The 23,803-nt window shown below is 61.3% G+C and carries 18 protein-coding genes; 5 read left to right on the top strand and 13 right to left on the bottom strand.

The features are described 5' to 3' along the window. Positions 1-68: 68 nt before the first annotated feature. The gene (locus AC3IR3_RS00090) at positions 69-260 is read right to left on the bottom strand and encodes a hypothetical protein (protein ID WP_489194993.1); all 192 of its coding nucleotides are present in this window, start codon (positions 258-260) and stop codon (positions 69-71) included. 663 nt (positions 261-923) lie between these two features. Here AC3IR3_RS00090 and AC3IR3_RS00085 point away from each other — a divergent pair. Continuing rightward, positions 924-1,385, top strand: a complete 462-nt coding sequence (locus tag AC3IR3_RS00085) for a carboxymuconolactone decarboxylase family protein (protein ID WP_489194991.1) — start codon at positions 924-926, stop codon at positions 1,383-1,385. 69 nt (positions 1,386-1,454) lie between these two features. Here the strand turns inward: AC3IR3_RS00085 and AC3IR3_RS00080 are convergent, their stop codons facing one another. Both AC3IR3_RS00080 and AC3IR3_RS00075 read right to left on the bottom strand, forming a co-directional pair. Continuing rightward, positions 1,455-3,116 carry an MFS transporter gene (locus tag AC3IR3_RS00080; RefSeq protein ID WP_489194989.1) on the bottom strand — a complete coding sequence of 554 codons (1,662 nt, stop codon included), beginning with the start codon at positions 3,114-3,116 and terminating at the stop codon, positions 1,455-1,457. A 14-nt stretch (positions 3,117-3,130) separates the two neighbouring features. Continuing rightward, positions 3,131-4,594: a hypothetical protein gene (locus AC3IR3_RS00075; protein ID WP_489194987.1), complete on the bottom strand. Its 1,464-nt coding sequence runs from the start codon at positions 4,592-4,594 to the stop codon at positions 3,131-3,133. A gap of 180 nt (positions 4,595-4,774) precedes the next feature. On the opposite strand from AC3IR3_RS00075, the gene acs reads away from it, so the two are divergent. Both acs and AC3IR3_RS00065 read left to right on the top strand, forming a co-directional pair. Continuing rightward, positions 4,775-6,715, top strand: coding sequence for an acetate--CoA ligase (gene acs / locus AC3IR3_RS00070; RefSeq protein WP_489194985.1), 1,941 nt, complete (start codon positions 4,775-4,777; stop codon positions 6,713-6,715). Between the two features lie 64 nt (positions 6,716-6,779). Then, positions 6,780-7,451 (top strand): response regulator transcription factor, encoded by a 672-nt coding sequence (locus AC3IR3_RS00065; RefSeq protein ID WP_489194983.1) that lies wholly within the window; start codon positions 6,780-6,782, stop codon positions 7,449-7,451. Here AC3IR3_RS00065 and AC3IR3_RS00060 read toward each other — a convergent pair whose 3' ends face one another. Beyond that, on the bottom strand, positions 7,452-10,943 hold the full coding sequence (locus AC3IR3_RS00060) for a hybrid sensor histidine kinase/response regulator (protein WP_489194981.1): 3,492 nt from the start codon (positions 10,941-10,943) through the stop codon (positions 7,452-7,454). A gap of 113 nt (positions 10,944-11,056) precedes the next feature. On the opposite strand from AC3IR3_RS00060, the gene AC3IR3_RS00055 reads away from it, so the two are divergent. Then, a complete protein-coding gene (locus tag AC3IR3_RS00055; RefSeq protein ID WP_489194979.1) occupies positions 11,057-11,692 on the top strand; it encodes a 4'-phosphopantetheinyl transferase family protein in 636 nt (211 codons plus the stop codon). Between the two features lie 129 nt (positions 11,693-11,821). Next, complete coding sequence (locus AC3IR3_RS00050; protein WP_489194978.1) at positions 11,822-12,565, top strand: pyridoxine 5'-phosphate synthase; 744 nt, start codon at positions 11,822-11,824, stop codon at positions 12,563-12,565. An 856-nt stretch (positions 12,566-13,421) separates the two neighbouring features. Here AC3IR3_RS00050 and AC3IR3_RS00045 read toward each other — a convergent pair. The 9 genes from AC3IR3_RS00045 to dnaA form a co-directional block, all read right to left on the bottom strand. Beyond that, positions 13,422-13,829, bottom strand: a complete 408-nt coding sequence (locus tag AC3IR3_RS00045) for an ExbD/TolR family protein (RefSeq protein WP_132145653.1) — start codon at positions 13,827-13,829, stop codon at positions 13,422-13,424. Positions 13,830-13,835: 6 nt separating this feature from the next. Further along, positions 13,836-14,249, bottom strand: a complete 414-nt coding sequence (locus tag AC3IR3_RS00040) for an ExbD/TolR family protein (RefSeq protein ID WP_132145651.1) — start codon at positions 14,247-14,249, stop codon at positions 13,836-13,838. An 11-nt stretch (positions 14,250-14,260) separates the two neighbouring features. Continuing rightward, a complete protein-coding gene (locus tag AC3IR3_RS00035; RefSeq protein WP_132145649.1) occupies positions 14,261-15,034 on the bottom strand; it encodes a MotA/TolQ/ExbB proton channel family protein in 774 nt (257 codons plus the stop codon). Between the two features lie 50 nt (positions 15,035-15,084). Continuing rightward, positions 15,085-15,687 (bottom strand): energy transducer TonB, encoded by a 603-nt coding sequence (locus AC3IR3_RS00030; protein WP_489194975.1) that lies wholly within the window; start codon positions 15,685-15,687, stop codon positions 15,085-15,087. Between the two features lie 256 nt (positions 15,688-15,943). Next, entirely contained in the window at positions 15,944-17,248 is a 1,305-nt protein-coding gene (locus AC3IR3_RS00025; protein WP_489194973.1) for a tetratricopeptide repeat protein, read from the bottom strand. A gap of 183 nt (positions 17,249-17,431) precedes the next feature. Next, positions 17,432-19,873, bottom strand: a complete 2,442-nt coding sequence (gene gyrB, locus AC3IR3_RS00020; RefSeq protein WP_489194971.1) for a DNA topoisomerase (ATP-hydrolyzing) subunit B — start codon at positions 19,871-19,873, stop codon at positions 17,432-17,434. Positions 19,874-19,943: 70 nt separating this feature from the next. Then, positions 19,944-21,026, bottom strand: coding sequence for a DNA replication/repair protein RecF (recF, locus tag AC3IR3_RS00015; RefSeq protein ID WP_489194969.1), 1,083 nt, complete (start codon positions 21,024-21,026; stop codon positions 19,944-19,946). An 88-nt stretch (positions 21,027-21,114) separates the two neighbouring features. Next, a complete protein-coding gene (dnaN, locus tag AC3IR3_RS00010) occupies positions 21,115-22,215 on the bottom strand; it encodes a DNA polymerase III subunit beta (protein ID WP_132145640.1) in 1,101 nt (366 codons plus the stop codon). A gap of 217 nt (positions 22,216-22,432) precedes the next feature. Further along, positions 22,433-23,803 carry a chromosomal replication initiator protein DnaA gene (gene dnaA / locus AC3IR3_RS00005; protein WP_489194967.1) on the bottom strand — a complete coding sequence of 457 codons (1,371 nt, stop codon included), beginning with the start codon at positions 23,801-23,803 and terminating at the stop codon, positions 22,433-22,435.

The following is a 23,803-nucleotide window of genomic DNA, read 5'->3' as shown; positions in this document are numbered from 1 at the left end:
CGAATGCATTCCGGGAAGGAGGCGCGACGAGTAGGGCATACAGCTTGGCGAAGTCTCGCGGGAATCGTTTAACCCGGTTCGGCGTGTCGCTTTGTACCTGCGGACCTTAACTTTTGCAGTGCGTCCAGTTCGTCGACGAACTGGCGTAGTCCGCGGGCAGTCTGCGCGGCAACCTCGGCGATGCCGCGAACGGCTTCGAGTCGTATCGTTATCGCGTTGTCGATGTCGCTCACGGGGACGATCGGGGCGATGTCGCTCACGGAGGCTGAATGGTCGTTCGCGGGGTTCGAGCGGGAAGGCTTCTTTCGATGGTTCAAGGCGGCATCCTGTTCCGTGGATGGCCGCCACCCGCAATGCGGGTGGCGGACGTGCCGAGGTAGGAAACCGGTTATACCATTCGGCCGAGCTTACGCTCGCCCGGCACGCCCGCCGTAAAAGGGCGAGTCGTAAGGTAATGCAACGCCGGGAAGCGACGTTTGAGACGACACTTCCCGGCGCTAACCGTATAACGCAGGTTCCTACACCCGGTCGCCGCAAGCGGCGACGACCCGTGAATAATCACGGCGCCGCTTCCGAGGGTCAACCGCCGGACGTAATTCCGTCGCAATTTTCAGATTAGTCTGAGCAAGCCACTAGTTTTTGTCTTTTGCCTCTCGGCTCTCCTGGCTCTCTGTGGGAGCGCGCCTGCGCGCGAAAGCCAACAGGGCGAGGAAGCCGGATACTCACATCCGCGAGCCCTATCTTCTGGCTACGGATGCCACCCACAGCATCGTCGCTCCGTCGGCTTTCGCGCGCAGGCGCGCTCCCACAGAGAGCAGAGAGCCGAAAGCCGGGCGCCATCGAAAAGTCGTCCCGTCGGTCACAAATCCGTTCCTTCGTTCGTCTACCCAGTGACACCAAGTCAAACCCCACTGGAGAAGACCATGCAAGCACGACAGAAAAACCCCGCCGTCGCCATTCCCGATGCCATGAAAGCCCTTATGGCGTTAACTGCCGTCACCCGCTCTCACGGAAGTGTCCCGGGCACGACGCTGGACCTGATCGAACTACGCGCCAGTCAGATCAACGGCTGCGGCGTCTGTGTCCACATGCATTCGCGCATGGCCCGCAAAGCGGGGGAGACGGACGACCGACTTTTTTCGCTGGCGGGATGGCGCGATACGCCGTACTTCAACGATGCGGAACGCGCGGCCCTGGCCCTGACCGAAGCCGTGACGCGGATCAACGACCGTCCGGACGCTGTATCCGACGACATCTGGAACGACGCGACCCGTCATTACGACGAGGCGGCGCTGTCCGTGCTGTTGCTTGCCATCGCCAATATCAACGTCTGGAACCGGCTGAACGTCGCGACGCGTCAGGTCGCCAGTTCGTGGCTGCCGTGATGGCATAAAGAAGAACCCCCGCGACGTGTGTCGCGGGGGTCCGGTTCTGCTTACGTCCATCGGCGATGCTTACTGATCGATCGGAACGTCCTTGGTTTCGCGAACGAAGAACAGACCGATTACGAAGGTCATCAACGCGACGGCGATCGGATACCAAAGGCCGTAGTAGATGTCGCCCTTCCATGCCACCAGCATGAAGCCGATCGTCGGCACGAAGCCACCGAACCAGCCGTTGCCGATGTGATACGGAAGACTCATCGACGTATAGCGGATGCGCGTGGGGAACATTTCCACGAGCCACGCCGCGATCGGTCCGTACACCATGGTCACGTAGATCACGAGCAGGGCCAGCAACAACACCAGCATCGGATAGTTCGACTGCGCGGGATCGGCTTTCTCCGGATAGCCGGCGGTTTTCAGCTGCGCGCCGACCTTTGCGGTGAAGTCCTTGTTCTGTGCAGTGAACGTTGCCTTGTCGAGGCTGGCACCTTCGAACGAGTTGATGACATCGCTACCGATGGTGACCGTTGCCACGGTGCCCGCCGGCGCGTCGACGTTCGAGTAGGGGATGCCTTTCTTGGCCAGCACGCTCTTGGCCACATCGCACGAACTGGTGAAGGTCTTCTTGCCGACCGGATCGAACTGGAAGCTGCAAGCGTTCGGATCGGCGGTGACTTTGACCGGTGCTGCCGCCGCGGCCGCTTCGATGGCCGGATTGCCGTAGTGCGTTAGTCCTTTGAAGATCGGGAAGTACGTGGCCGCGGCGATCAGACACCCCGCGAGCACGACGGTCTTGCGACCGATCCGGTCCGACAGCCAGCCGAAGAACACGAAGAACGGCGTGCCTATCAACAGCGCTCCGGCAATCAACAGATTCGCCGTGGTGCCGTCGACTTTCAGGCTCTGCGTCAGGAAGTACAGCGAATAGAACTGCCCCGTGTACCAGACGACTGCCTGGCCCGCGGTGGCGCCGAACAGCGCGAGGATCACCAGCTTCAGGTTTTTCCACTGCCCGAATGCTTCGGTCAGCGGCGCCTTGGAGCCCTTGCCCTCGGCTTTCATCTGCTGGAATACCGGCGACTCCTGCAACTGCATGCGGATATATACCGAGACACCGACGAGCACAGCCGAGACCAGGAACGGAATGCGCCAGCCCCAGGCCTCGAACGATTCGGTACCCAGGCCCAGACGCGTGCCGAGAATGACCAGCAGCGAAAGGAACAGGCCGAAGGTTGCCGTGATCTGGATGAAGCTCGTATACAGACCGCGTTTGCCTTGCGGTGCGTGTTCGGCCACATAGGTCGCCGCACCGCCGTATTCGCCGCCGAGCGCCAGGCCTTGCAACAGTCTCAACAGGATCAACAGCACGGGAGCCGCCATGCCGATCTGGTTGTAACTGGGCAGTACGCCGACGAGGAAGGTCGACGTACCCATGATGACGATGGTGATGAGGAAGGTGTACTTGCGGCCGATCAGGTCACCGATACGGCCAAAGACAATGGCCCCGAAGGGACGCACCGCGAAACCGGCGGCGAAAGCGAGCAGCGCGAAGATGAACTGGCTCGTTTCGTTCAGACCGGTGAAGAACTGTTTGCCGATCAGGGCAGCCAGCGAGCCATACAGATAGAAGTCGTACCATTCGAAAACGGTGCCAAGGCTGGACGCGAAGACAACGCGTTTATGACTGGTGCCGATGCTGCCCGATCGGGGCAGGTTGCTCACGTTGGCCATCTTTTTTCCCTCGATCAGAACTTGTAGTTGCCGTTGAGGGTAAATTCGTTACCCGATGTCTTGACGCGATTCGCACCGTTGGTTGTGGAATCGAGGTTCGCGCGGATCCACTCCACGCTCAGGTCGTACGCTCCGGCGGAATACTGAAGGCTGAGGGCCGTCTGACGGTTCTTGAGCAAACCCGTCGAACCGCGACCAAGCCAGCGGACCACGTCGTTCTTGTCTGGTTTGCTTTGCGAATAGAACGCATAGGCACTCCAGTGCGGCGTGAACTTGTAGCCAGCCTGCAGGTAACCGCCCGTGTCCTTGATGTCGCCGAACTGCGACAGGTCGCCGAAGATCTGGCCGATGGCGTTGCCCGTATAGGCCAGTCCCTTGAACACCCATGAGCCCGGCGACCACATGCCACCGAGTTCGTATGCGGTGCTCTTGATGTTGCTCTGGATCGGCGTGAGCGCGGTGCCGTCGACACCGTGCAGGTCGACCTTGCTGTAATGCGCGGCAAAGAAGGCGAGCCAGGTCTTGTCCTGCACGCGCAGACGCGCTTCGAGCTGCGGCTTGAAGCCCGCGTTGCCGGCGGTCAGGTAGTTGACGTTGCCGGTGGGATAAGTTGCCGCGTCGCCGTTGTTCCAGTTGCCCTCGAACGCGCCGAGGTCGAGACGCCACTTCGCGCCTTCGCTGTTGTGATTCAGCTCCTGCATCCAGACCACGCCCGGGAAGCGCCAACCGATCATGCCGGTGCCGTAACCCAGCGGAAAGGCGATGTGCGAGAGCGACTGGGGAATGATGTCCAGCGGGAACATCAGCTCCCACTGCTGACCGATACGAATCGTCGTTCCCGTCTCGGGGTTGGCGATATCCATATAGGCCTGGCGCAGTCGCGGTGTCGGCTGCTGCTGGCTGTACGGACCGGTACCGTTGAAGCCGCCGAAGAAGTCCATTTCGATACGGCCGCCGCCGGTCCAGTCGCCGGCGAACTTGGCACCGCTGAAGTCGAGCCAGAAGCGCGTATTGCGTATATCCACGCCACTCAGTGTGCCGTCGCTGTGAGCGGCGGTCCTCGGAAGCGGGTACTCGGCGTTCTGGCCGTTACCGAAGGTGTAGCTCCGGCTCTGGCTGAACGCGCTGGCGTTGACGAAACCGTGCAACGCGACCGAAACGCCGGGCGCCGTGGAGAACACCGGCTTCGGCAACGGCTGCGCGGCCACCGTGGCGACCTTGGTTTCGGTCTGCTGTGCCTGCGTCTGCGCGGCTTGCGCTGTCGCCGTGGCCTGCGCGGTGGCGGTCTTCTGTTCCTGGATCATCGCTTTCAGCTCGGCGAGTTGCTGCTCGAGCTGATTGACGCGCGATTCCAGTTGCTGTTCGCGGGTGGTGGCAGTGGATTTGCTCTTTTGCGCATGCGCCGCCATCGGCAGCATCAGTGCACAGGCAATGCTCAAAGCGATAGCCTTACGGCTCCCGACACGGATCGTATTCATTATGGCCTCCCCAACCATTGGCGAGCTGAGCATGACCATGCAGGACAGCCCAGACCATTCGCCAAAGGTCGAACCTCGACCAAAGTCGTAGGGCGACGGGCCCTAGGAAACACGCCGCGACGCTACACTGCCGCATTGCCGCATAAATCAAACCAGACCTTAGATTTCGCAGGAGCACGCATGTCCGAGAAGCACCCGGTCGACCCCGCCTTCGCCGCCAGGGCCCATATCCGCAAAGACGACTACGAGCGCATGTACGCCGAGTCCGTTGGCCATCCGGAAGGCTTCTGGAAAGAGGCGTCGAAACGGCTGGACTGGATCGTTCCTCCCAGCAAGATCAAGGACGTCTCGTTCGCCGCCGACGACCTGCATATCCGTTGGTACGAAGACGGTGTCCTGAACGTGTCGGCGAATTGCCTCGACCGCCACCTGGAAAAGCGCGGCGATAAAACCGCGATCATTTTCGAGGGCGACGATCCGGGCGAATCGCGCCACATCACGTACCGGGAGCTGCATGGCGAAGTCTGCAAGTTCGCGAATACGCTGAAGAATCTTGGCGTCGTGAAGGGCGATCGCGTCATCGTCTATCTTCCGATGATTCCGGAAGCAGCCGTGGCCATGCTGGCCTGCGCGCGCATCGGCGCCATCCATTCGGTCGTTTTCGGCGGCTTCTCGCCCGATTCGCTGGCCGGCCGCATCGCCGATTCCGCGGCCAAGCTGGTCATCACGGCGGACGAAGGTTGTCGCGGCGGCAAGAAGATCCCGCTGAAGGCAAATGTCGACGAATCGCTGACCCGCGCCGGCACGAACAGCGTGGAAACCGTGGTGGTGGTGCGTCGCACGGGTGGCGCCATTCCCATGCAGTCGCCGCGCGATCGCTGGTACCACACGTTGATGGAAGGGCAGTCCGCCGAGTGCGCGCCCGAACCGATGAACGCGGAAGACCCGCTGTTCACGCTGTACACGTCTGGCTCCACCGGCAAGCCCAAGGGCGTGTTGCACACCAGCGGCGGTTACCTCGTCTATACGAGCATGACCCACGAACTGATCTTCGACGTGCGCGAGGACGATGTGTACTGGTGCACGGCCGATGTCGGCTGGATTACCGGCCATAGCTACGTCGTCTACGGTCCGCTGGCGAACGGCGCCACCGTCGTGATGTTCGACGGCGTGCCCAACTATCCGGACTTCAGCCGCTTCTGGCAGGTAGTCGACAAGCATCAGGTGACGCTGTTCTATACCGCACCCACGGCTATCCGCGCACTGATGCGCGAAGGCGAAGAACCGGTAAAGAAAACCTCGCGCGCCTCGCTGCGTCTGCTGGGCACGGTTGGCGAGCCGATCAATCCGGAAGCCTGGAACTGGTACTGGCGTGTGGTGGGCGGCGAGCGTTGCCCGATTGTCGATACCTGGTGGCAAACCGAAACCGGCGGCATCCTGATCACGCCGTTGCCGGGTGCCATCGATACGAAGCCCGGGTCGGCGACGCTACCATTTTTCGGCATCACGCCGGCCATCGTGGATACCGAGGGCAAGGTGCAGGAAGGCCCGTGCAGCGGCAACCTGGTCATCACCGATTCCTGGCCGGGCCAGATGCGTACCGTGTACGGCGATCACGCACGTTTTATCGAAACCTATTTCAAGACCTATCCCGGTAACTATTTCACCGGCGACGGCGCACGACGCGACGAAGACGGTTACTACTGGATCACCGGCCGCGTCGACGATGTGATCAACGTGTCGGGCCATCGCATCGGTACCGCCGAAGTGGAAAGCGCGCTCGTGGCGCATCCCAAGGTGGCCGAGGCGGCCGTGGTCGGTTGCGTGCACGAGATCAAGGGCCAGGGCATCTATGCGTTCGTCACACTGACTGCCGGCGTCGTCGGCGACGATGCGCTGCGCAAGGAACTGATCGCTGGCGTCCGCAAGGAAATCGGTCCTATCGCGGCGCCCGATTATCTGCAGTGGGCGCCCGGTCTGCCGAAGACACGCTCGGGCAAGATCATGCGACGCATCCTGCGCAAGATCGCCGAGAACCAACCGGATCAGCTGGGCGACATCTCGACACTGGCCGATCCGTCGGTGGTAAAGAACCTCGTTGACGAACGCCTGATCAAATAGTGGTTTAACGGCGATAGCGGGAGCTATCCCGCTATCGCCGTTCAGATAACGGAAGTATCGAGCCATGCCCGACGTACTGATTGCCGACGACCATCCGCTGTTCCGCGATGCGTTACAGCGCGCCGTACTTGCGGCACTACCCGGTGCGACAGTGCACACGGCCGACAGCGTAAACACGCTGCTGGCCCTGGTGGAAGCACAACCCGAAGCCGATCTTTTGCTGATGGATCTGCACATGCCCGGCGCACGCGGGTATTCGGCGCTTGCGCATATCCGCGGCCAGTATCCAGGCCTGCCAACCATCGTCGTATCCGGCCACGAAGAAGCGCAGGTCGCACGGCGCGCGCTTGCGCACGGCGCATCCGGTTACATTCCGAAGTCGGCGGCGGTGGAAGACATCGTCGAAGCCGTTCGTGCCGTACTCGATGGCGACGTCTGGTTGCCGCATCAAATGGTGGGCGGCAGCGTGGAACTTGTCGCCGACGAAGCCGACGTCGCCGCTCGCGTGGCTTCGCTAACGCCGCAGCAATTCCGCGTACTGAACATGATCGCGGAAGGTCTTCTGAATAAACAGATCGCCTACGACCTCGGCGTGTCCGAAGCTACGGTGAAAGCACACATGACGGCGATCATGCGCAAGCTCGGCGTATCGAATCGCACGCAGGTCGCTCTGGCCGCCAGTCATCTGGATGTGGAAAAGGAAACCCTTCCCGGCATCGCGCCCGCTGCCGAATAATCAGGCCGCCGTGGTTCCCGCTCGCTTCGCCAGCGCTACCAGCAACGCACGCAGCGCTGCCGGTCGAACCGGTTTGTGCAGCAATGGATAACCCAATGCCCGCGCACGTTGCTTGAGTTCGGTGCTTCCGTCCGCCGTGACCATCGCCGCGGGCGGCAGCAGGACAACGCGGGTACTCAGGTATTGCAGAGCCTCCAGACCGTCCATGCCTTCGCCCAGGTGATAGTCGGCGAGGATGAGATCGACCGTGGTTTCCGACAGCACGAGAAGCGCTTCGTCGACCGTCAGCGCCACGCGGCAATCCACGCCCCAACGGCCGAGCAGTGCTTTCATGCCTTCCAGAATCGATTCGTCGTTGTCGAGACAGAGCACCGTCAGCGGCAGTTGTTCGCCGCCCGGCCGCGCCATCGGCTGAACACGCTTGCGTGCGACGGTCGCCGTGCGCGGCACCGTAATACTGAAGCAGCTCCCACGGCCAACGCGCGAACGCAGGTCAAGGCGATGTCCGAGGATGCCGGCGAGACGTTCGCAGATCGACAAGCCCAGCCCCAGACCTTTTTCTCCCCAGGGAGAAGGGCGTTCCAGTCGCTGGAATTCGCCGAAGATACGCGCCTGCTGTTCGGCGGCGATACCCGGACCGCTATCCCATACTTCGATGCGAAGGCTGTCGCCAACACGGCGTACGCCAAGTAATACGCCGCCCGAACGGGTATAGCGCAATGCATTGGAAAGATAGTTCTGCACGATGCGGCGAAGCAGCTGAGCGTCGGTACGCACCGATAGCCCGCAAGGCACGACACGTAACGAGAGACCGCGCTGCTCGGCAACCACCGCGAATTGCTGCTTGAGCGAATCGAAAAGATCCGCAAGCGCAAAAGGTACGATTTCCGGCCGATAACTGCCGGCGTCGAGACGGGATACGTCGAGCAGTGCGTCCAGAAGGTCTTCCGCCGCACGGAACGATGCGTCGATGCGTTCGGCGAGCTGCGCGGCATCGCTATCCAGTCCCGGATGCTGTCGCAGCGCGGAGGTGAAGAGTCGTGCCGCATTCAGTGGCTGCAGAAGATCGTGACTGGCCGCGGCAAGAAAGCGCGTCTTCGATACGTTGGCGGCTTCCGCCTCGCGCCGTGCGAGTGCGGTGGCGCTGAGTGCTTCGGACAGTTCTGCGGTACGAACCTCCACGCGTTGCTCCAGCGTTTCGTTCGCTTCGATCAGCGCCTGTTCGGCGTGCTTGTACGCGGTGACGTCGGTGAATGTCGTCACGAAGCCGCCGCCTGGCAAGGCACGTCCGCGCATTTCGATGACCGTACCGTCGGGCCGAATGCGCTGGAACAGGTGCGGCGAGCCGGCGCGCATGTACCCGATGCGTTTGGCGACATGTTGATCGACTTCGCCCGGACCGCATTCGCCATGTTCGGCGTTCCAGCGGATGAGATCGCCAACGGGAAGACCGACATAAACCATGCCCTCGGGATAGTCGAACAGTTCCAGATAGCGCCTGTTCCACGCGACGAGCCGCATTTCCGCGTCCACGACGCTGATGCCTTGCGATACGTTTTCGAGTGTGGTGGAAAGCAGCTCGCGATTGAACCTCAGTTCCTGCGACGCTTCGTCCATCAGCGCCATGGCTTCGGCGATGTCCAGGCCGGTACCGGACAACGCACCCATCAACATGCGTCGTGCGCTCGCCGCACCGACGGCGCTGGCAAGAAGGCGTTCGGTGAACTGGATCAGGGAACGATCCGCTGCATCCGTCGGTTGCAGCGCGCCGCCGTGACGTTGACCGTATTCGGCGAACGCTTTTACCGTGACGCGTTCGCCGACGATACGACCGGCGATCGTACCAAGATCGCGCACAGTGACGCGTCCGCGCCAGTCGCCCGCACCGGACGCGATACGTACATAGGGATCGACGAATAGCGCGGCATGCAGGCGTTCGGCGACGCTCGGACGAAAACGCAGGGAGATGAAAATCAGACTGGCGACGTTTATCAGCAACGACCAGAATGTGCCGTGCGTGACCGGATCCCAACCGCTCAGATGAAACAGTTCCTGCGGTTTCAGCCACGAAATATCGAACGGTCCGTCGTTCATCCAGTGGGCTGGCAACCAGCCCGAGCGCGTCATGGCGGGCAGCAATAAGGTGTAGGCCCAGCACAGAAATCCCGCAAGCAGACCGACATACACGCCAACGCGACTGGCACCGCGCCAGTACAACGCGGAGACAATGGCGGGCGCGAACTGTGCGACGGCGGCGAACGCGAGCAGGCCCGTCGCGGCAAGATTTTCCGCATCGGCGATAATGCGGTAGTACGCGTATGCCATGGCGGCAAGCGCGACGATGGCGACGCGCCTGACGCGAAGCACGATATGCGACACATCGCTGCGCTGTTCGAGATTCAGCGAACGAATGCGTAGCAACGCAGGCATCACCAGATCGTTGCTGATCATGGTGGACAGCGCTACGGCAGCCACGATGACCATACCCGTGGCCGCCGAGAAACCGCCGACGAACGCGAGGAGGGCAACGCTGCTGTCGCCATGCGCCAGGGGAAGATTCAACACCCACGCATCCGCGGCGCCATTGCGTACGGAGGCGATATTCATGCCCGCGCCGACGATGGGAAGCACCGCGAGCATCACCAGGATCATGTAGATCGGGAACAGCCAGCGCGCCTTGCGCAGATCGCGCGGGTCTTCGCATTCGACGACGCCGATCTGGAACTGGCGTGGCAGACAGAACATCGCACAGAACGCGAGCAAGGTCTGCGCGACGAACCCCGGTGGGAAACCGCCATGCTCAAGCTGCATGACGGGCTCGCGCAACGTCGCTTCCAGGCCGGGGCCTTTGATGAAGGCATAGACACCGATGGCGACGAACGCAAGCAGCTTGATCAACGACTCGAGCGCGACCGCGAGCATCATGCCGTGGTGGTGTTCCGTCGCATCGATGGTACGCGTGCCGAACAGGATCGCGAACACGGCAAGCAGCGTCGCACACCACAACGCGGTATCGCTCAGCCACCACGAAGGTTTGCCGGCACCCATGTCGCCGAGGACGGCGAAGGACATCGCAACCGCCTTGAACTGCAGCGCGATATAGGGAATGACGGCGAGTACCGCAATGATCGCCACCAGCGCGGCAAGGCCATGCGACTTGCCGAAACGTGCAGCGATGAAGTCTGCGATGGATGTGATGTTGCGCTGCCGGGCGACAAGGACGAGTCGCTCGATGAGGCCGAATCCCAGAACAAACAGAAGCAGGGGACCGAGATAGATCGGTATGTAGGCGAGACCATCGCGAGCGGCGGTGCCAACGGCGCCGTAGAAAGTCCACGACGAACAATAGACCGCCAGCGCCAGGCTGTAGACCACCGGTCGCAGGTGCGGCTTGCTGGGATACAGAGGCCGGCGGTCGCCCGCATACGCGACACAGAACAGCAGGCCCACGTAGACGAGCGATACCAGCAGCAGTAGCCAGCCTGCAATCAAGGTCGGTGCTCCCCGAGATTCACCGCGTCCATTCTAGTGCTTTCACGACGAGCCTTGCCCGGCGACGCCGGGCGCTGCACCATCGCCGGATGAACTCCAAGGATCTTGCGGCCGTGGCCGCCACGCTAGGCTCGGACGTCCACGTATGGTGTGTGCCCTGGCGTGGCGTTTCGGCCGAGGCGCTGTTTCGGCCACTCATCGCCGCTTATGCGTCCGTTTCCCCCGACGACTTGCCCGTCGTGCGCGGCGAGCACGGCAAGCCATGGCTGTCCGCGCCGCTGGACAAGCTGGCCTTCAGCTGGTCGCACAGCGGCGATACGGCACTGTGCGCTATCGCACGCGGAGATGCCGGATTCGAACTGGGCGTCGATATCGAGCGGGTTCGCCCCAGGCCGCGATTGCTCGCACTGGCCGAGCGGTTCTTTTCTTCCGGCGAGGCGGCCTTGTTGCGCTCGTGCACCGAGGAAACGCGGCTCGATACGTTTCTCGCGTTGTGGACGTCCAAGGAGGCCGTGCTGAAGGCGCACGGCGGAGGACTGTCTTACGGACTGCATCGCGCGTCGTTCCACGTGGTGGAGGGGAGAGCACGCCCCGTCGCATTCGACGGGGCGATTGCGCCGGCGGCGGCTTGGACCGTTCAGCCTCTGGCTGTGCGCGCAGGATTCGCCGGCGCGATCGCATGGCGCGGGACGTCACGGAAGGTGCGTCTCATGACGCAAGACACTGAACCCTTCCCATCGGCGCCTTGAACCATTTCGCCGCGAGCCGAGTCTGATTTCTGGCAAGTCGTGGAAGTTCGCTACAGGGACGTAGCGCGTTATGCTGGGAAGACAGTCATTGCGCACGCCGCCTGGCGTGCGCTTTTTTTCAGGCATCCCATGACCGTTCTCAGCGTCAATCTGAACAAGATCGCCGTACTGCGCAACTCGCGCGGCGGCAATGAACCCGATATCGCCACGGCCGCGAATACCTGCATCGATGCGGGTTGCGGCGGGCTTACCGTCCATCCTCGACCCGACATGCGCCATGTGCGGCCCGACGATGTCCGCGTCCTTGCCGGCCTTCTGCGCGGGCGGGTGGAATACAACATCGAAGGCAATCCGTTCGCGCCGGCACGCGGCGAATATCCCGGGCTGCTCGAGCTGGCCAGGGAAGTGCGTCCGACCCAGGTCACGCTGGTTCCGGATTCGGACGGTCAGATCACATCCGATCACGGTTTCGACCTCACGACCGACCTGCCGAAACTATCGCCGATCGTCGCTGCGTTCCGCGAACTCGGTTGTCGGGTGAGCGTTTTCGTCGACGCCGACGCGAAGGGTTTCGCGGAAGCCGCCGCCGCGGGTATTCAGCGCATCGAGCTTTATACCGGTCCTTATGCCGAGGCATTCGCACGAGGTGACGCACGCGTTGAACTTGCGGCGTTCGCGGATACCGCGCAGCGTGCGCAACAGGCCGGCCTTGCGGTCAATGCCGGCCACGATCTGAGCCTGGCGAATCTCGGCACGTTCAAGTCGGCTATCCCGGGCCTCGCCGAGGTATCGATCGGCCATGCGCTGATCGGCGAGGCGTTGTACCAGGGTTTGTCGAATACGGTACGCGCGTACCTCGATATTCTTTCCTGATCGCTCCGCATGGACACGATGCTTTCCTCCACGTGACCTCGACGTTTCCCGAGCGACGGTGAAGCCGGGGGGGCCGACGGCTCTCCTCGAAGCGTCCGAACGTGAAAGCGATGGCGAAGCCGAGCACGCTGCGTAAGAAACCAGAAAAAGGTTCTTCACACATAAACGGGGACGGCTTGACTGTCTCGTCGATCTTCAGTCGAGGACAGCCGCCTCACGGTCGTGGCGTGAGGAAGCCGCGACCGGGTTGGCCCTTGGGGCCTTCGGCGCCGTCCCTGCGGGAGCGGGCCGTAGCGCCGCTTTCGCTCCAACCACTCATCGCGGCCCTCGGCTAAGGCGGCCCCAAGGGCCAACCCGGCCACGGCACCGGCGACTGCGGTTTGTTGTGGACAGAGCGCGAGCCAAGCACGTGAGGGGGACCGGACCGGATACGCTCACCACCGGTCATGCGTCACGCGCTGCTTTCCCCCACGTCACCGCAACCTCCGGAAGAGCCGTCGGCCACCGCCCTCGACGCAACTTGCGGAACCGAGCGCGGCGGGCGGAAAAGGCCCGAAGGGGGCGGACCAGGACGGTCCGCCGTTTTCGCTGAGGCAGGAGCCGAATCGAAAACCCCCGCCCGCCGCGCGGGCGCGACGGGGCGCAGCCATAGAACACCAGCCGCGCAGCGGCTATCCCTTCCCGAGCGACGGTGGAGACGGAGCGTCGAGGGCGGTGGCCGACGGCTCTTCGCGAAGCGTCCCAGCGCGAACGCGAACGCGATGGCGAAGCCGAGCCCTCCCCTGACCATGCGCAAAGAACCAAAAAAAACCCCGCCGAGGCGGGGTTTCTTCTTGGAGCCGGAAGAGTCTGGGGATCAGTTCGAGTTAACGAAACCGATCTTGGTCAGGCCCTGGCCCTTGGCATCGGAAAGAACCCGAGCCACGACTTCGTACTGAGCCGCGTCGTCCGCATCGATCTGCAGTTCCGGCTGGTTGGACTGACTGGCGACTACCGCGATCTGAGCCTTGAGGCCCAGCTCGTCAACCGGCGTGTCGTTCCAGTACAGCGAACCATCCTGGCGGATCTGCAGCCGGATGGGATCCGGCGGATTTTCGGGGTTTACGATGTTCGGATTCGGCTGCGGCAGATCGATCTTGATCTTATGCGACAGCATCGGAGCCGTGATCATGAAGATGATCAGGAGAACCAGCATCACGTCGACGAGCGGCGTGACGTTGATTTCCGACATCGGACCACCGGAATTACCTGAACTGAATGCCATGGTGCGTCACTCCTTGCCGGTGGTGAGGAAGCCGACATGAACCATGCCTGCTTCCTTGGCAGCGCCAAGGACCTTGCGCACGACTTTGTATTCGGTCGTGCGGTCGGCGCGGATCTGCAATTCGGGCTGCGGCGACTTCGCCGCCGCAACCGCGAACTGGCCCTTGAGTTCAGCATCGCTGACCTCGGCGTCGTTCAGGAAGTACGTGCCGTCCGGCTTGATCGCGAGATCCATCGGTTCGACCGGGGTGTCATCCTTAACATTCGGATTAGCCTTCGGCAGATCGATCTGGATCCGATGGGACATCAGAGGAGCCGTGATCATGAAGATGATCAGCAGAACCAGCATCACGTCGACAAGCGGCGTGACGTTGATTTCCGACATCGGACCGCCGCTGTTGCCCCCGCTACTCATAGCCATGGGTCAGTTCCTCACTTCTTGACGTTAGCGACCGGCGTACCGGTGCCTTCGACGCGGGCACCCGTGGCGAAGAAGTCGTGCAGGTCATGCGCGAATTCGTCGAACTGGGCGTACGTCAGGCGGTTGGAGCGCATGAAGAAGTTGTACGCAAGCACGGCCGGGATAGCGGTGAACAGACCGAACGCGGTCATGATCAGAGCTTCACCGACGGGACCGGCGACCTTATCCATGGAGGCGCTGCCGCTGGCCGCGATACCGATAAGCGCGTGGTAAATACCCCACACCGTACCGAGCAGACCGATGAACGGAGCGGACGAGCCGACCGTTGCGAGCAGGGTCAGACCACCTTCGAGACGCAGGCTCTCACGAGCCACGGCCTGACGCAGGGCGCGATCGATGAATTCCGAACGCGACAGGGTCTCTGCCAGACGGCCGCCAGCGGCTGCCTGGTGGTGAGCGACCGCCGAAGCGGCGTCGAGTGCGATCTTCGAGAACGGTTCGCCCTTCGGCTGTTCTTCAAGAACGCGGATCGCATCCTGCGTGGAAGCAGTGTTCCAGAAACCCTGGATCACCTTGTCTGCGCGAGTGCGGACGAGGCTGTTGCGGATGAAGTTGGCGACGATGAAGTACCACGAAAGTATCGACATGGCCGTAAGGACGACGAAGACGATCCAACCCAGAAAATCGAAATTCTGGATCAGATGGTCGAAGCCCATCTGCTTCAGGGCATCGGCGTTGGAGTTTGTACCTGGCACGGCAGGCTGAGCGGAGGTGTCTTGCAACATAACGCTACCCTTGGGAAGTCAAGCGTGAACAATTAACTGTAATGAGGAAATTACAGCTGATTTAGGTTGAACGTAACGGGGACACGCGCATAGCCTTCGACCGCCTGGCCGCCACGCTTACCCGGGTTGAATCGCCAATTCCTTGCGGCATCTTCTGCAGCGCGATCCAACTCACGGAAACCGCTGGACTGATCGACCTTAATGTCTTTCGGCGAACCGTCAACACCAACGAGGACCAGAAGGACCACCGTACCCTCGTGCCGCTGGCGAACCGCCTGCGGCGGATACTTTGGCGGGTTACGCTGACGGTACGACAGATTTTCGCTCGGCGCGATATCAGCCGGCGGAGCAGGCGGCGCGGGAGGCGCCGGCGGCGGAGCCGGAATCGCGTTGGTCGAAGCTTCGTCGACGGCCGGCGGCGGCGGAGCCGGCGGCGGAGGTGTCGGTGGTGGCTTGACCTGTTGAATGATTTTCGGCGGCGGCGCCTTCGGAGGTTCCGGAGGCGGCGGCGGCGGCGGGGGAGGCGGCGGCGGTGGCTCGATAAAGTCCACCTGCACGATCTTCTCTTTCTCCTTTTCCTGCGACTTGGGCGGCGCCATGGGCGCTACCAGCAGCAGGAAGGCGAACGAGTGCAGCGCAATGGCAACTGCCAAAGCACTTGTGCGCCCCCAACTAAACGGCGCTTGGCCGGTTGATTCGTTACTTGAGGCCATCAGTCACTATCAAGAGCTAATCAAGCGGAAGTGAAGCCCGCACTGCTGGCCGGTAATTTCGGCTGTATATGCCGAAATCACTGGTTTCTGCAAGCGGAAAGAGATGCAAGGTACACCAGCATATAGCGTTTGTATAGCGCCTGAAGGGCAGATTTACGAAGTCGTCAAACCCGTACTTCAGGCACTTTACAGACGCTTACTTGGCGCCTGCGGTTTTCAACCAGGCGTTGGCCTTGGCAGAGGTTTCCGGGTCCTGCGCTGCCTGCTTCATGGCGGCGATTGCACCCGGTTTGTTCTTCAGACCACGCTCGGCTTCCGCGAGCATCATGTAGGCAGAGCCCTTATGCTGCACGCCCTTGCTGATGGCATCCTGCAGGGATTTCTTTGCTTCACCATACTTGTTATCGGTGATTTGGAGCTGACCGATGCGCAGTGAAACCTCACCGTCCTTCGCGAAAGGCTGGGCCTTCGTGTAGGCGGCAATGGCCTGCGCATGGTTTTCTGCAACGTAGGACGAGTCACCCTGGAGCTTGTAAACCTCGTAGCCCGGTTTGACGACGCCCTTGGTCAGGCCTTCATCCAGTACCTGATATGCCTTCGAGGCATTCGTCTTGGTACGGGATTCGTTGTCCTGACCGTCGATCAGGTAGATTTTGGCGAGATTGACGTACTGCTTCTCGTCCTTGAACGCGCCGGCGGCGCGGCCCTTCTCCAGCAGCGTGATCGCTTCCGGGTATTTCTGGGCCTGGATGAGCGTCGACGCAGCGTTGTTCAACGCGGTCGCGTCATTCGGATTCTTCTGCAGGGCTTCCGTCGCGAGCGCGGCGGCCTTGTCGCCCTGACCCGTCTCGGAGTAGCTGGCAGCCAGTATCTGGTTCCAGCCGTCGATCGACGTGGGCTTCGCGTCCGGCATCGACTTCGCTTTGTTGATCGCGACGATCGCGTCCGGGAATTTTTCGAGGCGGTAATCGATATTGCCTTCGAGACCGTACGAGTCGGCGGTTTCCTTCTTGCCTTCGGCGCGCCACGACTGCAGCGTGGTCAGAGCCTGCGCGTACTGCTCGTCGGCCACATAGAACTGGGCGAGCATGTACTTGAGCTGGAAGTAGGTGTCGTTCGACAGAACGCCGTTATCGAGGGATTTCTTCAGAAGTTCGATGGCGCCTTTAACGTCGCCGTCGTTGTACTTCATGTTGGCCATGCCCTGGAGGGCGAGCGCCTGAGCGTATTTGCTCTTGGTGCTGGTGCCGTCGGCGATCGGCTGCAGAAGCTGCATCGCCTTGTCTTTCTCGCCGTTGTTGACCGCGTCGAGGCCTTCGTTGAGGGCCTTCTGGTCTTTTTCGCTGGTGAGGTCGAGCTTGGGTTCCTGTCGGCTCGAGTTCGGGTACAGCGCTTCCTTCTTGTCCTTGGAAGCGGTGTCCTTGGCCACGGCAGCGCCGCTGACCAGCGACAGAGCGATTGCTGTTGCAGCCGCCACCTTGATGAGGGAACCCTGTTTCATTGCCTGACCTCTGTTTAGGAGTCGTCGCACGTGACCGTGCTCCGGGGGACTACAGAGGTTAACCTGAATTCATTCCTAAGAACAAGTCGCAGTGCGGCAAAAAAGAATAGTCAAAACAATGACTTGTTAAGAGAGTATTGACGGGGGTTCGCGGGCGGCCTTTTTTGCCGCCCGCTTTAGCCCTTAAACGTCCAGATTCGAGACCTTGAGCGCGTTCGCTTCAATGAAGTCCCGACGCGGTTCGACAGCCTCGCCCATCAGCATGGAGAACATCTGATCGGCCGCAACGGCATCCTCGACACCGACCTGGAGCATGCGACGGGTTTCCGGATTGACCGTGGTTTCCCACAGCTGTTCCGGGTTCATTTCGCCGAGGCCCTTGAAGCGCTGGATCGTCCGGCCCTTCTTCGCTTCGTCGAGCAGCCAGTTCCTCACTTCGGCGAAGCTGACCACGCCGCGCGAACCGTTGCCGCGACGAACCACGGCACCCGGTTCCAGCTTCAGCTGTTGAAGCTGCTGCGAGATCGAAAGGATGGCGCGGAACTCGATACCGCCGAAGAACGACTGCGGCAGGATCCAGGTATGGCTGAGGCCGTGCTGGTTACGCTCCAGCTCGATCGCAGCGCCCTGCTCGCCCGCTGCCGGACGCAGACGCAGCTTGTACGTAGGCTTGCCCAGGCCGCTGGCACTGAGCCGTACGGCGACGCCATCGAGCCAGGCCTGCATGGCGCTGGCGTCCGCCCACATCGTCACTTCGAGCGGTGCATGCTCGATCAACGCCGTCAGCATCGCGGGATCGAAGCGATGGTTGAGACGGGCGATCTGGTCCAGTGCCGTCTGGTAGTCGTGCAGGAGCTTTTCCAGCGTCTCGCCGGAAATGGCGCCAGCACCCTCTTCCGGCATCAGCGTCGCATTGTCGACGGCGCTGGCGATGAGGTAGTCGTTGAGGACGCTGTCGTCCTTGATGTACATCTCCTGCTTGCCCTGCTTCACCTTGTACAGCGGCGGCAAGCCGATATACACGTGGCCACGCTCGATCAGCTCGGGCATCTGGCGGTAGAAGAAGGTCAGCAGCAGCGTGCGGATATGGGATCCGTCCACGTCCGCATCGGTCATGATGATGATGCGGTGGTAACGCAGCTTGTCCGGGTTGTACTCGTCCTTGCCGATACCCGTGCCGAGCGCGGTGATCAGCGTGCCGACCTCGGCCGAGGAAATCATCTTGTCGAAACGGGCTTTCTCGACGTTGAGGATTTTTCCCTTCAATGGCAGCACGGCCTGGGTACGACGGTTGCGACCCTGCTTGGCGGAACCGCCGGCGGAATCACCCTCGACCAGGAACAGTTCGGAAAGCGCGGGATCTTTTTCCTGGCAGTCGGCGAGCTTGCCCGGCAGGCCCGCGATATCGAGCGCACCCTTGCGGCGGGTCATCTCGCGCGCCTTGCGGGCCGCTTCGCGAGCGCGTGCGGCGTCCACCACCTTGGAAGCGATGGCCTTGCTCTCGCCCGGATGTTCCAGCAGGAACGAGGCGAACTTGTCGTTCACGACCTGCTCGACCACCGTCTTCACTTCGCTGGAGACCAGTTTGTCCTTGGTCTGCGACGAGAATTTCGGATCGGGCACCTTGACGGACAGAACGGCAATCATGCCTTCGCGCATGTCGTCGCCCGAGAGGCCGACCTTGGCGTTCTTCGCCAACCCTTCCCGCTCGATGTAGTTCTGCAGGGTGCGCGTCAGCGCAGCGCGAAAGCCCGTGAGATGGGTGCCACCGTCACGCTGGGGAATATTGTTCGTGAAGCAGAACATCGTTTCCTGGTACGCGTCCGTCCACTGCATGGCCACCTCGACGGTAATACCGTCGGATTCCGAGCTGAAGGAGATGACATTGGGGTGCAACGCCGTCTTCAACTGGGCCAGATGCTGGACGAAGGAGCGAATACCGCCCTCGTACGCAAAGATATCCTTGCGATCGTTCCGCTCGTCGAAGAGCTCGATCGTGACGCCGGAATTAAGGAACGCCAGTTCGCGCAGGCGCTTCGCCAGGATGTCGTAATGGAATTCGATGTTATTGGTGAACGTGGCCGGGCTGGGCAGGAAACGCACCATCGTGCCGCGGCGCGTCGTATCGCCAGTGGGGCCGATGGGCGCTACAGGCTCGCCATGGGCGTACTCCTGACGATATTCCTTTCCATCGCGCCAGATGGTCAGCCAAAGACGCTGGCTGAGCGCGTTGACCACGGAAACGCCGACACCATGAAGGCCGCCAGAAACCTTGTAAGAGTTCGCGTCGAACTTGCCGCCCGCATGAAGCACGGTCATGACCACTTCAGCCGTGGACCGCCCTTCTTCCGGGTGGGTGTCGACTGGAATACCGCGGCCGTTATCGGACACGCCAACGGATCCATCCTGGTAAATGGTGACCGTTACATAGTCGCAGTAGCCGGCAAGCGCTTCGTCGATGGCGTTATCCACCACCTCGAAGACCATGTGATGAAGTCCGGTGCCATCGTCGGTATCGCCGATGTACATACCCGGGCGCTTACGAACGGCGTCCAGGCCCTTCAGCACTTTGATGTTGCTTGAGTCGTACGAGGTCGAATTCGTCGGTTCGAGATGTTCGTTCATGCGATGCCCGATGGTGGCGCCAAACAGCGGTCCCGGCACGGCGCGATAAGGCGTCGGGACAGTCGGTCGATTATAGCAGGCCCGTCACATGGCCCTGTTCCACGTGGAACACTGTCTTGGGGGCTGTCAGAAGCGCGTGGGGAACCTCGGTACCTGTCACGAGGACCTGGATATCACGATCCAGAAGTTGCGCTACAACCCACTCTTGATGGGTACGATCGAGCTCGGATGCAAGGTCGTCCAGGCAGACGACAGGCCATTCTCCGCGTGCTTCGGCATGATGTGCCGCCTGCCCGATGAGGCAAGCCAGCGCACAGAGCTTTTCCTGTCCACGTGACAAATGCTCTCGCAGCGGGGCGTGCTCAAAAGTCACGACAAAGTCCGCTCGATGGGGGCCAACGGTGGTGTGTCCTCTTGCGGCATCTCGATGCCGGCGTTCGGCCAGCACCTCGGCAAGGTCCATCCCCTCGTCCCAGCCGCGTTTGTAGCGGAGGTTTAGCGCCCCCAGCTCAGGAAGCGTGGTCTGGGCCAGCATATCGATATGCGGCGACAAGGCAGTGATGTAGGCCTTTCGCTGGGCATCGATAATCTCACCCGATTGGGCTAGTTCGGCTTCCCAAGGGGCAATGAGATTATCCGGCGGTATTCCCCCAGCCCGAAGCAACGCATTTCGCTGCTTCAACGCCCTTTGATAGCGACGCCAGGCCAGAAGGAAGGAATGTTCCACGTGGAACAGACCCCAATCTAGGAATCGGCGCCGCTCTTCCGACGGGCCAGCGATCAGCGCATGGGAACCGGGCTCGAAGCAAACCACAGCACACGACTGGACCAGCGCTCCCAACGTCGCCGCAGCTTCGCCATCCACCCTCGCCTGCCAGCGTCCGCTCTCGCGTCCCAGCCCAAGACGATGCAGCCTGCCGTCCTGCGTCCGCAGCTCGGCGAATACCGAAAGCGCCGAAGCACCGCGCTTTAGGAGGACATCGCGGGACCCACTGCGAAACGACCGCCCGTGCGAAAGCAAATAGGCGGCTTCGAGCACGCTGGTTTTCCCGGCACCGTTTGCGCCGGTAAAAACGTTGATACCCGGGGCCAGAGCCAGCGAAACGCCTTCCAGGCACCGCAATCCCGCGATTCGCAGCGTTTCGAACTTCATCCGCTCTGTTTACCCTGTAAAACGCAAAGACGCCGGGGTGTGCGAGACAACCCCGGCGTCACAAGCCGAACCTTAAGTTTACGGCGCGTCAGAGGCGCAACGGCATGATTACGTGCCGCGCCTCGTCGTTACCCTCTTCCTGCAAGAGGCAGCTGGACTGCGCATCTCGCAGGTTCAGACGGACCTTGTCGCCGCGAAGCGCGCTAAGTGCGTCCATCAGGTAACCCACGTTGAAGCCAACGGCCAGATCCGAAACGCTGGTTTCGGCCTCGACCTCTTCCACGGCCTCTTCCTGCTCCGGGTTATGCGCCACGATGCGCATCTTGCCGGGGCTGAGTTCCAGCTTCACGCCGCGATACTTTTCGTTCGACAGAATCGCCGCGCGCTGCAGGGCGCCACGCAGGACATCGCGTTCGATCGTCGCCGTTTTGTCTGCGCCGAGCGGAATGACCGATTCGTAATCCGGGAAACGGCCGTCGATCAGTTTGGACGTGAAAACCACACCGCCACGGCGGACGCGCAGGTGATTGCGCCCGAATTCCAGCTCGACCTGGCCCTCGCCGGTTTCGAACAAGCCGACCAGCTCATTGACGCCCTTGCGGGGAATGATGATCTGACGACGCGTGCTAACCGAGCTTTCCAGCTGGGTTTCTTTCAGTGCCAGACGATGGCCATCGGTAGCGACGCAACGTAGCGTGTGTTCCTGCAGATCCAGGAGCATGCCGTTGAGGTAGTAGCGAACGTCCTGATTCGCCATGGCGAATGCCGTACGTTCCATCAGTTCACGCAAAACATCTTCGGGAAGCGACACGCGCTCAAGAAGTTCGATTTCGTCGATGGTCGGAAATTCCGTCGACGGCAGCGTGGCCAGCGTAAATCGGCTGCGACCGGCATTCAGGGCGATGCGCTCGCCGTTCTGCTTCACATCGATCTTCGATCCATCCGGCAAGGCGCGAACGATGTCGAACAGCTTGCGTGCCGGAATCGTCACTTCGCCGTTCTGAACCGCTTCGGCTGCCGTGGTGGCGACCATTTCGACTTCGAGATCGGTGCCGGTAAACGAAACCTGGTCTCCGTCCGCCTTCACGAGAAGGTTCGCCAGTACCGGTAGCGTCTGACGACGTTCCACGACGCCGACCACCTGTTGCAGGGGTTTGAGCAGTACTTCTCGTTGGATGCTGAATTGCATGCGTGTCCCCTGCTTTTGCTTTAAAGAGTTTTTAAGATTTATTTAGTGGTAGTAGTAGGGCCGGTGGATAACTGGAGAAGTCAAAAATATCTTTTATATTCAGTGACTTGTCTTTTCATATCGACTGGCCTGAAAGTCGGACTGCATGTGGGTGTCTTGTGGATAACTTCGGGTTCTGGAGCCGTCCTCAGATCATCCACTTATTATCCACAGGTTCTCAGCCCGTCAATATACGTATCAGTTGTTCCCAATCCTGCCTCATCCGCACGTCCTTTTCGCAGAAACCGCGAATGGTGCGGCACGCGTGGAGAACGGTCGTATGGTCGCGACCGCCAAAAGCCTCTCCGATCTCCGGCAGGCTGTGTTCGGTCAGTTCCTTCGACAACGCCATGGCTACCTGTCGCGGACGCGCCAGGGAGCGCACACGGCGCTTGGAGAGCAGGTCGGACAGCCGAACCTGGTAGTAGTCGGCGACCTGCTTCTGGATATTGGGTACCGTCACGGCCTGTGCATGGGTATTGAGCAGGTCGCGCAGGGTTTCCTCGGCGAAATCGGTCGTGATCGGCTTGCGATAGAAGTTGGCGCGAGCCGCCAGCGTGTTGAGTGCGCCTTCCAGATCGCGGACGTTCGAGCGGATGCGCCGCGCAAGCAACATCGCGACGTCCTCGGACACCGCCATCCCCTTGTCGTGCGCCTTCGACAGAAGAATCGCCGCGCGCGTTTCGAAGTCCGGCGGCTCGATAGCCACCGACAGACCCCAGCCCAGGCGTGATTTCAGACGCGGCTCAAGCTTGTCCAGCTCCTTCGGATAGCGATCGCAGGTCAGGATGATCTGCTGCTTCGCTTCGAATAGCGCGTTGAACGTATGGAAGAACTCTTCCTGCGTGGTGTCCTTGCCCGCGAAGAACTGGATGTCGTCGATCAGCAACGCATCCACCGAACGGAAGCGACGCTTGAATTCGTCCATGTTCTTCTGTTGCAGCGCTTTCACCATGCCGCTGACGAACTGCTCCGAGCGCAGGTAAAGCACCTTGAAGCCCGGATTGTTTTCCATCATCAGGTTGCCGGCCGCATGCATGAGATGCGTCTTACCCAGGCCGGTGCCGCCATAAAGCAGCAGCGGGTTGTATGCCCGCCCGGGATTCATCGCGACCTGCATCGCCGCGGCCTTGCCCAGCTGGTTCGACTTGCCTTCCACGAACGTTTCGAACGTGTAGTGCGGATCCAGGTTATGGATATGCGCGGCTTCCGCCGGTACGTCCGGCATGCGCGAAGGCGGTGCGTAATGCTGTTGTTGCTGCTGCATGGGCGGGTTGGGCACGATGGTGCGCGCCGGTGCGGGACGCCCGCCACTGGACCCGACTTCCACGCGCACGGGCACGGGACGGCCCAGCAGATGCTCGACGATCGCCTGGATCTGCTCCAGATATTGTTCGCGTACGGTATCCAGCGTGTAAGGATTGGGCGCGAAGAGATAGAGACCCGTTGCATCTTCGCGAGCCTGAAGAGGCATCAGCCAGGTATGCACGTCCTCGGCGCTCAACTCGCCTTCCAGACGCTCGAGACAGCGCCGCCAAAGATCACTCAT

It is taken from the genome of Luteibacter sp. GL_149, assembly GCF_057834065.1.
Note: the sequence above shows the minus strand (reverse complement) of the source record. Positions and strands in the feature narration are given on the sequence as shown.

Coding starts and splice junctions, on each gene's coding strand:
- AC3IR3_RS00085 (WP_489194991.1), top strand. CDS start 924: ATGCAAGCACGACAGAAAAACCCCGCCGTCGCCATTCCCGATGCCATG.
- AC3IR3_RS00080 (WP_489194989.1), bottom strand. CDS start 3,116: ATGGCCAACGTGAGCAACCTGCCCCGATCGGGCAGCATCGGCACCAGT.
- AC3IR3_RS00075 (WP_489194987.1), bottom strand. CDS start 4,594: ATGAATACGATCCGTGTCGGGAGCCGTAAGGCTATCGCTTTGAGCATT.
- acs (WP_489194985.1), top strand. CDS start 4,775: ATGTCCGAGAAGCACCCGGTCGACCCCGCCTTCGCCGCCAGGGCCCAT.
- AC3IR3_RS00065 (WP_489194983.1), top strand. CDS start 6,780: ATGCCCGACGTACTGATTGCCGACGACCATCCGCTGTTCCGCGATGCG.
- AC3IR3_RS00050 (WP_489194978.1), top strand. CDS start 11,822: ATGACCGTTCTCAGCGTCAATCTGAACAAGATCGCCGTACTGCGCAAC.
- AC3IR3_RS00045 (WP_132145653.1), bottom strand. CDS start 13,829: ATGGCATTCAGTTCAGGTAATTCCGGTGGTCCGATGTCGGAAATCAAC.
- AC3IR3_RS00040 (WP_132145651.1), bottom strand. CDS start 14,249: ATGGCTATGAGTAGCGGGGGCAACAGCGGCGGTCCGATGTCGGAAATC.
- AC3IR3_RS00035 (WP_132145649.1), bottom strand. CDS start 15,034: ATGTTGCAAGACACCTCCGCTCAGCCTGCCGTGCCAGGTACAAACTCC.
- AC3IR3_RS00025 (WP_489194973.1), bottom strand. CDS start 17,248: ATGAAACAGGGTTCCCTCATCAAGGTGGCGGCTGCAACAGCAATCGCT.
- gyrB (WP_489194971.1), bottom strand. CDS start 19,873: ATGAACGAACATCTCGAACCGACGAATTCGACCTCGTACGACTCAAGC.
- recF (WP_489194969.1), bottom strand. CDS start 21,026: ATGAAGTTCGAAACGCTGCGAATCGCGGGATTGCGGTGCCTGGAAGGC.
- dnaN (WP_132145640.1), bottom strand. CDS start 22,215: ATGCAATTCAGCATCCAACGAGAAGTACTGCTCAAACCCCTGCAACAG.
- dnaA (WP_489194967.1), bottom strand. CDS start 23,803: ATGAGTGATCTTTGGCGGCGCTGTCTCGAGCGTCTGGAAGGCGAGTTG.